The 10,208-nt window shown below is 48.1% G+C and carries 8 protein-coding genes; 4 read left to right on the top strand and 4 right to left on the bottom strand.

Annotated elements, in window-relative coordinates:
- The first annotated feature begins 314 nt into the window (after nucleotides 1-314).
- The 3 genes from yedE to ACFQ03_RS17415 all read left to right on the top strand — a co-directional run bounded on the left by yedE (nucleotide 315) and on the right by ACFQ03_RS17415 (nucleotide 3,128).
- Nucleotides 315-1,505: a selenium metabolism membrane protein YedE/FdhT gene (yedE, locus tag ACFQ03_RS17425; RefSeq protein ID WP_379289727.1), complete on the top strand. Its 1,191-nt coding sequence runs from the start codon at nucleotides 315-317 to the stop codon at nucleotides 1,503-1,505.
- A gap of 3 nt (nucleotides 1,506-1,508) precedes the next feature.
- The gene (gene yedF / locus ACFQ03_RS17420) at nucleotides 1,509-1,736 is read left to right on the top strand and encodes a sulfurtransferase-like selenium metabolism protein YedF (RefSeq protein ID WP_144939806.1); all 228 of its coding nucleotides are present in this window, start codon (nucleotides 1,509-1,511) and stop codon (nucleotides 1,734-1,736) included.
- A gap of 267 nt (nucleotides 1,737-2,003) precedes the next feature.
- Nucleotides 2,004-3,128, top strand: a complete 1,125-nt coding sequence (locus ACFQ03_RS17415; RefSeq protein WP_379289725.1) for a glycosyltransferase family 4 protein — start codon at nucleotides 2,004-2,006, stop codon at nucleotides 3,126-3,128.
- A 430-nt stretch (nucleotides 3,129-3,558) separates the two neighbouring features.
- Here ACFQ03_RS17415 and ACFQ03_RS17410 read toward each other — a convergent pair whose 3' ends face one another.
- Entirely contained in the window at nucleotides 3,559-3,855 is a 297-nt protein-coding gene (locus ACFQ03_RS17410; protein WP_144939804.1) for a hypothetical protein, read from the bottom strand.
- Nucleotides 3,856-4,312: 457 nt separating this feature from the next.
- Between ACFQ03_RS17410 and ACFQ03_RS17405 the strand changes: the two genes are divergently transcribed.
- On the top strand, nucleotides 4,313-4,576 hold the full coding sequence (locus ACFQ03_RS17405; RefSeq protein ID WP_379289723.1) for a DUF2628 domain-containing protein: 264 nt from the start codon (nucleotides 4,313-4,315) through the stop codon (nucleotides 4,574-4,576).
- Nucleotides 4,577-4,846: 270 nt separating this feature from the next.
- On the opposite strand, the gene ACFQ03_RS17400 is transcribed toward ACFQ03_RS17405, so the two are convergent.
- From ACFQ03_RS17400 to ACFQ03_RS17390, 3 genes are all read right to left on the bottom strand, one after another.
- Complete coding sequence (locus ACFQ03_RS17400; protein ID WP_379289721.1) at nucleotides 4,847-7,087, bottom strand: right-handed parallel beta-helix repeat-containing protein; 2,241 nt, start codon at nucleotides 7,085-7,087, stop codon at nucleotides 4,847-4,849.
- 142 nt (nucleotides 7,088-7,229) lie between these two features.
- Nucleotides 7,230-8,096: a metallophosphoesterase family protein gene (locus ACFQ03_RS17395; RefSeq protein ID WP_379289719.1), complete on the bottom strand. Its 867-nt coding sequence runs from the start codon at nucleotides 8,094-8,096 to the stop codon at nucleotides 7,230-7,232.
- A gap of 447 nt (nucleotides 8,097-8,543) precedes the next feature.
- Nucleotides 8,544-10,205 (bottom strand): extracellular solute-binding protein, encoded by a 1,662-nt coding sequence (locus tag ACFQ03_RS17390; protein ID WP_379289717.1) that lies wholly within the window; start codon nucleotides 10,203-10,205, stop codon nucleotides 8,544-8,546.
- Nucleotides 10,206-10,208: the final 3 nt, after the last annotated feature.

Here is a 10,208-nt window from a genome sequence, read left to right as displayed (position 1 = left end):
AGAGAGGAATTGTATACATGGTTATTTTTTTATGGTGCGGACTCCGGAATTAGGGGGCCTAGCCGTTATCGCAGGCTTTTCTCCGGATTGTTCTGAATCGATGCGAAATTCCTGCATTTTCGCAGGAATTTCAAGCCCACTTTTAACACGTCTAAATTTCCTATAACCGCGGTCGCCCCGGCGACGAATAACCCCGTACTGGAAGTGGAGTTTATGCCAAAATTTTATTTACTTTGTTTTAACGCTTGAAGTTTCTTATGTGGTAAAATAAATAGCGGCATGTTGAATTTTAATAGAATCGAAGGGATCGACAGATGAAAGTGATGGAAAGATGTTTCGGCCAATATTGGAGCCCATATGTTGCGATGGGACTTGCCGGGCTCCTTAGCGCGGTCTATTTCGGCATTACCGGGACGGTATGGGCGGTGACCGGGGAATTCACCCGTCTCGGAGGCCATGTGCTGGAGATGTTCGGAGTCGATATTTCCGATTGGGCTTATTTCAAGCTTATTCATATGGATGGAACGACATGGAGCCGGACAGACGGCTGGATTGTATGGGGGATGTTCATCGGGGCGTTGTGTACCATTCTCTTCAGCAACAATTTCAAAATACGCGTCCCGAGGCAGAAACGCCGCCTGGTTCAGGGCCTGATCGGCGGCATCATTGCCGGTGCCGGCGCCCGTCTGGCATTAGGCTGCAATTTGGCTGCCTTCTTCACCGGGGTTCCGCAGTTTTCCCTGCATTCCTGGATATTTATCGTCGCCACAGCCGCAGGGACTTATCTCGGCACCAAATTAGTCAATACCTCCTGGTGGAAAGGCAAACCCGTACTGCTTAAGGGAGGCCTGACTTCACAGTCCGGCAGCTCCCGTAAAATTCAGCCTTACATCGGCGGGCTTATTATGCTGGCATACGCCGGGCTTATTGTCTACTTCTTCCTCACCGGACGCACGATGCTGGGCGTTGCGGCCATATTCGGAGCCGCCTTCGGAATTTTGATAGAGAGAGGACAAATTTGCTTCACCTCGGCGTTCCGCGATCTATGGATCAGCGGAAGAGCCACCATGACGAAGGCCATCTCCTTCGGTATGGCAATCAGCTCCGTAGCAACTCTGGCCATCATTCTGGCTTACGGCCTGGACCCGATTACGAAAATCGCTGCCCCCAGCACATTGGTCGGCGGAATTCTGTTCGGCCTGGGCATCGTCATGGCCGGGGGCTGCGAAACCGGAATGATGTACCGTCTGATGGAAGGGCAAATCGTCTTCCTGCCGGTATTTATCGGCAATATTATTGGCGCAACCGTTCTCGCCTATGCCTGGGATCACCTTGGGGTCTACAGCTTGCTTGTCCAAAGCGGAGCGCCGATTAATCTTATAGCAGAGTTGGGGCCTTCTGCGGCCCTCATCGTTACGCTGCTTCTGTTAGGATTAAGCTTCGTTATCGCCATGTACTGGCAGAAAAATTATCGCTTCGGCACAGGCTTTAAGAAAGGAGCATAGAACATGACAGCAGACTTCACATTAGATCTTAGAGGAGAATCCTGCCCTTATCCTGTTATCTATACCTTGGAGACATTGCGGGATTTGCAGAAGGGGCAGCTTCTGCAGGTAATTACCGACTGTCCTTCCTCGTTCCGCAACGTTCCGGAGGAAGTCGTCAAGCACGGCTATACCCTTGAACAGGAGCCGGTCAAGAACGGCCAGGAGTTTCTGTTTTACATCAGAGCTTAAGGTTCTTACCTCGTCGAATGTTTCTAACCTGACCTGGCTTGACAATAAGGAGAGGCCCGATACGGCCTCTCCTTATTTTATTATAGAGTCGGATGTTCAATGTTATGCACTCCTCTATTCTCCCTCCCTAACCTCATAACTCCCGCAACTTAAAGAGGGGAAAACTCCCCGGCAAATGAATAACTTCGTCCTCTATACAGGCTATTTACCACACCTTATCCTAAGAGCTTCATAAAATGATCTGAAATCGTTTGGGGGAGGACGCTCATGAATAGGGAGAGGAAACTAAAGCTATGGGTAATGACCAATGAATTCCATCCGAATATTATCGGAGGACTCGGGGTTGCCGCCACTCATCTGGCCAAAGCGCTAAGCAACGCAGGGTTGGAAGTTACCGTCTTATGCTCCGGCGACTCGGGAGCGCCGGCGTTGATGAACCCGGGCGGCATGCAGCGCATTCTGCGGCTTCCCAAAGCTTCTTATTACTTTAGCCGTCCCTCCCAATCGTTCAAGCCCGGCGCAGTGCTAAGGTCAGCAGCCGCCAACCAATGCAGCAAGCCTGACCTGATTCATGTTCACAGCACGGAATTTGCAGCCGTTGCGGCAGCGGCCGGAAGCTTGTACCGGGTTCCGATCGTCTATACATGCCATTCCATGGTATCAGCGGGAGCCCGTTCTCCGGCGGGACAAAACCAAGCGAAGCTGATTCGTATCGCAAGCCGGATCACGGTTCCGAGCAAATGGCAGGCGGCTGAAATCATCCGTCTTTATCCGGGCAGCCATACTAAAATCACCGTCATCCCGCACGGCGTAAACTTCGTATCAAGACAAGCCAATATTACCCCGGCCAAGCTGCTTTATGTTGGCAGACTCATTCCTTCAAAAGGCATTGAACCCTTAATTAAAGCCATTGCGTTGTTATCACGAAATCGGAAAGAGGTCAGTTTAACGATTGTCGGAAGCGGCAAAGCACAGTATGTAAATCATTTATATACTGTTGCCAGAAATAGCGGCATCGCAAACCGCATTCACTGGATGAAGAAAAGCTCGAACGATGCGGTACAGCGGATGTACCCTTCGTACGGAGCCGTTATAGTGCCGAGCCGGAAAGAGTCGTTCTGCCTTGTCGCTCTGGAAGCGATGGCCAGCGGCGTTCCGCTTGTATCGACCCTGTCGGGCGGACTGAAGGAGTTCGTAAGTCCCCGCAATGCCCAAGTCATAGCATCTCTTGACAGCTCCGCCATAGCCCGCGCCATCGCAGCCATGTGGAACAATCCGGCCAGGACGAAGCAGCGGGTTAACGCCGCTCAAAGGACTGCCGCCCGGTATAGATGGCCTGCTATCGCTCTTCGTTATCAATCTCTGTTTATGAATCTAAAGAAGGGGAGGTAGATTATTGGAGGAAGTTGGTTACTAACTGGGGGAAGTTGGTTATTGGGGCAAGTTGGTTATTGGAGGAAGTGCTATCGGAGGAATCCTGCCGAATCGCTCAATCCGGTCGCAGGCCGGGATTGGGCAAGAAGGAGTACGAACCATTTGATCTCGACAAGTTCTCCCAGTAGGGGGATTCCCAGTAGTTCCCATTTCGGTTCGTCCCATTCACTCATCCGATGGGTCCCATGAGCAAACCTTGGATGGCTAAATGGAATTTATACAGTTAGTTTAGCCCTCTCAATCCGAAATATGGAAACTAACTGGAAAACCTACAGCTAGTTTGTGCAAAATGGCCGAAATCAACAGAAATCCTCCACTTTAACTGTAGTTTTTCCAGTTAGATAGTCCAAATGAGAAATTCGCCTGAATTTACCTACATAAAATACAGTTAGTTCACTTCTCTCATGCGATAATGGCAGCTAAGTGGATATTTGGAATTGTCGGCCATAATTCTCGTCGCGTTTACGGAGGGGATACAGTATATTAAGCTAAGGTTAACCACGGCCGCTTCCAGTCTTCCATAGACCTCCAGCTTATTTTGTAAAATTGCAACCTTGTCATTAAATTCCTTAGCAAGCATCACTTTAAATTCTTTATACAACCAAACAAGCAGCGTCCCCAATATAGTAATAACCAGAGACCAGGCCGGATTTAATTTTATTAAATCGGCTATTTCACTCCACATTCCTTATGCTCCCCTTTTCTATATTGCAATTGATTGGACTACGTCTGCTTACTTGACCCGATAGGTCCAAACCAATATCTTGTAAGTAACTGCATACCTTTTTAGTTAAAACGATCCTTTAACCACCTTTAGTCCTTTAAATAGTCATCGGAAGTCTTAGAAAAAGATTTAATACAATCTCCTACCCCTCCTAAAAATTTGATATACAAATGTATCCTCAAGAAGAGCTGGTATCCCCCTCCAAGAGAATAGTCCTTTCGACCAATTACAAAAGACCCATTATCATTCCGATCTTAGACATTCTGATGTTGATAAAAATAAAAAAACAGTTGTATTTGTAAAATTTTGTGATAAATTAGCACTTAAGGACAGGCCCCATGGAGATGAGTAGTCCATTAAGACTATCTTCTCGGACTATTTTATTCTCACTTAACATTTAAAAGGAGGTGGCTGCGCAATGAAGGTCTTGCTTAGCACCGAGAGCGGTCTATCCAAAGAAGTTAAAGTCGGATTTAGCTGGACTACGCTCTTTTTTGGATTTTTCCCCGCTCTTTTCCGTGGAGATTTAAAATGGGCCGCGATCATGTTTATTGTCGCTCTCGCTTTTGGCTCGTTTACCTTTGGTATTGGCGGATGGGTAAGCGGTATCATTTTTTTCCTTTATATACAACAAGATATACATAAAAGGTCTGATAGAAAAAGGATATCGTCCGGCAAATGAGGTGTCGAGATCTGTTCTAGAGAATAGTCAAATTCTTTCTAGAACGGCTTAATCTAGCAAGTGGCCTTAACACGATTAATAAATCGAGGTTAAGGCCTCCGTTTATTTCAGACTCCCTTCATCCTTATCGCCCTCCTAACAGGTGTCCATTTAAAAACGGCCCTCCAAAGAAGGACCGTTCCTTTAGAAACAAATATATCTTACTAACAATATTACAAAACATGCCGGATCACCGGTAAGCAGCGCAGATTTAGCAGATTTCCTCTTCTATTAGTCTTGCAGAGGCTCGACCTGACTGCTGTCATTTTGAATCGGCCCCACATTGTATCCGTATTTAATATTCGATGTCGTCCCTTCGAACCAAATCCCTCTGCGGAAGGCTCCGGACAGGATGTTGTCCCTTACAATGCCCATATTCGTACCCTCCTTAATAACGAGAGCATCGTTGGCAGAGCCGGCTCCTTCGGTCAAGAAGTTGCCTGAAACAAGTAAACCGGTAGCGGCTGCGATTTCCATACCATTCGTGGATATTCGGGCTGTATGATTTCCTATAACTCTAACATTTCGGCAATGGTTAATCATCAGGGCCTTGGGCGAATCGCTGATCTGATTATCTTTTGCAATTAATCCTTGCAGTCCTTCGCAGCCTATTCCGGTTTCACGCCCATTCGTTATTACACTTCCGCCAATTTGCACATTTTCCCCATCTTCTATATAAATACTTTGCTTTTGAGCCTCGGTAATCTGATTATCCAGGATCAAACAATGATTGCAGTTTTTCAGCAGCACCCCATATTCGGAAGGCTTGAAGATTTGATTTCCTTGCACAGTCACATTCAAGCAGCCGGTAATCTCTATAGCGTCCTTTTTCATATAGTTAATCGTATTATTGCAGACCGATATGCGCTTGACGTTCCTTATAATGATTCCTGTATCTTCAGCTACGCTAAAGGTGTTTCCGGCAATCTGCACATCCTCGGAAACGACATCCGTCGAAAAGATACCTATCATAAACCGCCGATTCCCTGCAAAAAAGTCCGGATAAACCGCCACCCCATTAATAAACTGATTGTTCACAATCGATAATCTCCGGAAGGGTCCGGCTGCTCCGTAGACGGCATGTTTGGCCCCGCTTACGGCATAGATGCCGCCCCCGCATTCATAGAATCGGTTCTCTGCGATCAACGTGTTCAGCCACTTGTAGGGGCGTATCGCATAATAGCGCATTCCTTCGAAAGTATTGTTTCGGATCGTAATGTTCTGGTGCCATTTTCCTTCCTTATGGGTGTGTCCGCCGACCCCGGCTGTCCAGGCCTTGAACTCTACCGTAGTAGCAATCCCCCCTTTGTTGAATGTATAACTATGACCTTTGCCAAAATAACAATTTTGGATCGTAATGTTTTTACAGTGCGTGTCATCATACGGCAGGGCCCCCTGAATCCCGCTTGTCGAGGCGTGATCGATCTGGATCGCCTCCACATACCAGCGATTATTCGCCAATTCCCGGTAACCATAAAATTTACAGCCGTCAATGACAACGTTCTGGGAGGAATTGATTTCTATCGCATGAGCATCAATGACATCATAAAATTCACAGTGCCGAAAAGTCCAATCCGACGCATGGGCAAATTGAAGTACGTTGCCATCCTCATAACATAAGACAGACGGATTTAACCCGACAAATTCGAAGCGGGCATTCTCGAACAGAATATTCCCGTTGCCGCTATAGCCGGCATTGGCCTCGCCATTATACTCATAGTTGTACATCATCGTATTTCCGTGATTCCGCCAGAACACCGCTCCTTGTTCACAGATGACCGAAGTGTTTCCATAAACGACAACAGGCTGGGACCAAACATAATCCCCTCGCGGAACGTAAACGGTTACAGAAATCTGATTGTCCTTCGACAGCCGAAACACATTCCGGAATGCCTCCGTATCGTCCGTTTGTTTATCTCCTTTCGCTCCCCACCATTGCGGATATACCCCTTGCCCATAGAAGTCGCCTGTTACCTTCCCCGCCCCGCCGAAAATGTGACCCAGTCCGGCCTCTACCGAAGACTGGATCTTGACGATCACGCCGGCATCCGGAACCAGCATTGCGCCGTAGTCGAAACGCAAGTGAACTCTTCGGGGAAAAGTCAAGTGACTGCCAATCCGGTAAGTTCCCGCAGGAAAATACAAGGTTGCCTCCGCACGCTGTGCTGTAGATTGAATTAACGCTTCCAAGGCAGCAGCGTCATCTCGGGACCCGTTGCCAAGAACATTGTAATCTTTGACATTATACCAGTCTATATGAACAGACGTTTTTGCCTTCTTACTCCCTTCGGCGCTCCATAATTCTGCGCTATCTTCCTGGGCATAGGCCTGTATTCCCGTCGGAATCTGACTGGTTATTGCCGCACCGGCCAATATTCCGAGCGAGGTAACAAAGCGTCTCCGACTAATACTGCCGGATGAGGAAGCACCCTCCTCACTCTTCGGTTTCTGATCGCTTCGGCTTTCATTCATAGTTATTCCTCCATTTCTAATAAGGGTGGATCAAGCTACTTCTCCCGGGCTTGCAAGCCGTAACTAAAGGCTATTGCAGATCAAGCGGGAACGATTCGTCGTACATTGGAGACTTAACTTAACAAGCGATTCGCCACTCATCCTAAGGGATTGCCACGATGAACTCCCGATCCTGCTCCCTCCCCTGTACATAAGTGCGAGCTTCATTATAATCCGGACTAAATCCTGTCAGGCCCGACAAATCCAGGCGATGGGTCGTCATTCTCACTTGTGTATCCGAGACCTCGACCAGTTTATATTCGAACGGAGTCTCGATCAGGGAGCTGGCGGAGGCGAAGGCGGCTTCCTCGGTCAAATGAAGTGTGTTGAGATGGTTGTGCCCGGATAAGACCACCTTCAAGCCCGGATGCTTGCGAACCAGATTAACGATGGATTGGCGAAAAGTTTCAGGCGCATCATGGATGACTCGGTCCAGTCCGCTTTGCTCCCGGCTCATGCCAAAGACCGGACTATGGGTGACGAGCACATGCGCCTTCCCTGGGTGAGCCTCAATGGCCTGTTCCAACCGATGGAGCTGCGATTCGGTGAAGCATGGCATCTGCGCGCCCTTCCAGTAATACTCATAGCCGCTCTCCCAATGATTGGGCATAACGTGGACGACACAGGAAGTGCAAACTACCTCATAATGGGGAGAACCGCCGATAAACAAATCCGGAGCGTGAGACAACCACAGCTCCACTGCGTCGGGGCGGTCCAAATCGTGGTTCCCCAGACATAAATAGACGGGAACGGGCAGCTTCAACAGGTCATAGGCCTGACGAATCAAATCGACACTGCAGCAGTCTATCAGATCTCCACCGTGAATAACGAAATCGGCGGAATGCCGGATCACTTCTCCACGAAGCGCGTCAATCAGATCGGCCAGGCGTTCCGGATAGGCCGGCTGCTGATGAAAGCCAATCGGATTGGCGCCGAAATGAGTGTCTGTCAAATAAAGAAAACATGTCATGGAAACTTCTCTCCCTCATCCATAATGCAATCCCAAGCAACACAGGATCGTAAACGATTGCCCCGGTTTATGTCATGGTTTGTTCCTTTAGTTCCTTCGCTGCGCCCTTAGCCAACTCCTTCACTAGTTTGTTTACTATTCCTTCCCGCGCCTCTTCAATTGTTCTATCATCACTCGTTCTTTCATTTGTCCCTTCGAATCTTCCTTCAGTTGATTTCCAGATTTATTTATACTGTTGTTCTCCTATTTGTTCCCCCCTTCCTTCTTCACATGTTTCCTTCATTTTGGTCCATTGCACCTTCCCTAACTTGTTCCTTCTCTTGCCTAGGGCAGCATGAGACTGCTTGGCCAACCTCATGCAGCACCGCAATACACGCCGGAGGAGCGAGCATCGGTAAGAAGCTTTACCACTTATACGGAAGGGGAGAGGAGACCGCTCCCCCGCCATCAGTTATTCTTATACCGCTCGTAAGCCGCTTGCTCAATTTCCATATATTTATCAAGCCCCATTTTCTTTACCGTATCGACATATTTATCCCACTCGCTAAAAGGAGTGTCGCCGGCAATCAATTTGGCCTCGGTTTCTAGAATAAAAGTATGGATATCCGAGCCGACCGACGTCATGAATTCTGCCTCCTCCTCCGTATAGTTGAACGCATTCCATATTTCCTGCGGCACATACGGCTCTACCTTCTTCCCTGTTTCTATAGCATTCGGCAGCGATTCGGCTCCCTGGAAGTATTCCGCTTGGACGAAGCCGGGATAGCTTCCCCCGTTCCAGGTGAAATATTTAGTTCTTGCCTGGGTCATCGTAAGACCGTTCGGGTTATCGGTAATATCCTCTACGTATTCCAAGGATCCGTCCGGCTTTTTCGTATAAGTGACCCCTTCTTTTCCCATAAAATAGAACAGGGCCCCCTCGTCGCTGTAGAAATAATCGATCCATCTGACCGTCGCTTCCGGATATTTGTTTTTATTGGTAATCGCCATAGATCCGGGTTGAACCAAAGGCGATTTCACATGGGAGTATAATTGATCGCCATGAGGCCCTTTCAGTGCCCCTAAACCGATGTAATGGTCTAAATTAAAAGCGGTAACCGGATTAGTCGTAATGGCCGATCCGATGTTTCCTTCGGCTCCTTTGGCTCGGAATGCGCTATCCTTAATCGTGAAGATTTCCGGATCGATCAATCCTTCAACATACAGCTTATGAATAAATTCCAGAACCTCTTTATATTTCGGATCGAGGCGGAAAAAACGCAGCTGATCCTGGTCCGGGTCCATATCGACAAATAGATGGCCAAGCCCCCGATTACCCAGACCCCATGACCCTTGAAGCGAATACTTCAATACATTGATATTAGACCCGCTGTATGGAATTTCGTCCGCTTGGCCATTCCCGTTAAGATCGGTCGTCTTGACCGCTTGCAGGAATTTGTAATAGTCTTCAATCGTTTGCGGCTCCTGCATATTCAATTGGTCCAACCAGTCCTTATTGATCCACAGTGGCGTCCCGATCAACATAGGCAGAAACTCGGGAGAGTAAAAGGTTGGGAACGAATAAATATTGCCGTCCGGCATCGTCAGCCCTTTTCTTAAATCCGGATACTGATCCAGCAGCTTTTTGAAATTCGGCGCATACTGATCAATGAGATCATTTAATGGAATCAGCACTTCCTGCTGCGAGCCATATTTCATCAGATCCGTTGCACTCAGCCTGGCCGTATAGAACACATCGGGGTAATCTCCGCTCGCCAGCGCCAGATTGCGTTTTTCTGTTAGGCTTTCAAATGGCACCAGCTGAAAATTCACCTGGATATTGGACATTTTCGCATATTCTTTCCAGACGAACGTTTCTTCGAATTTACTGCTGTTGGATGCATCCTTACCGGTAAAGAAAGTAAGGGAAATCGGTTCCTTCACAATCGGAAATCCGCTTGGATTGAGATTGCCGGCTTCGTCTTGCCCTTCCCCTTTCGCTTCTCCTTGTGCTTCACCTCCCTGGCTCCCCGTCCCTGGAGAGCTTCCTTCCTTGCCACAGGCAGATAATAAGGGGGTCAGAGCCATCACCGCCGCAAGCAGCAGCGATCCCCATTTATTTATTTTCATTAG

It is taken from the genome of Paenibacillus residui, assembly GCF_042677205.1.
Lineage (GTDB): Bacteria > Bacillota > Bacilli > Paenibacillales > NBRC-103111 > Paenibacillus_L > Paenibacillus_L residui.
This window is presented reverse-complemented; position numbering and strand designations above follow the sequence as displayed.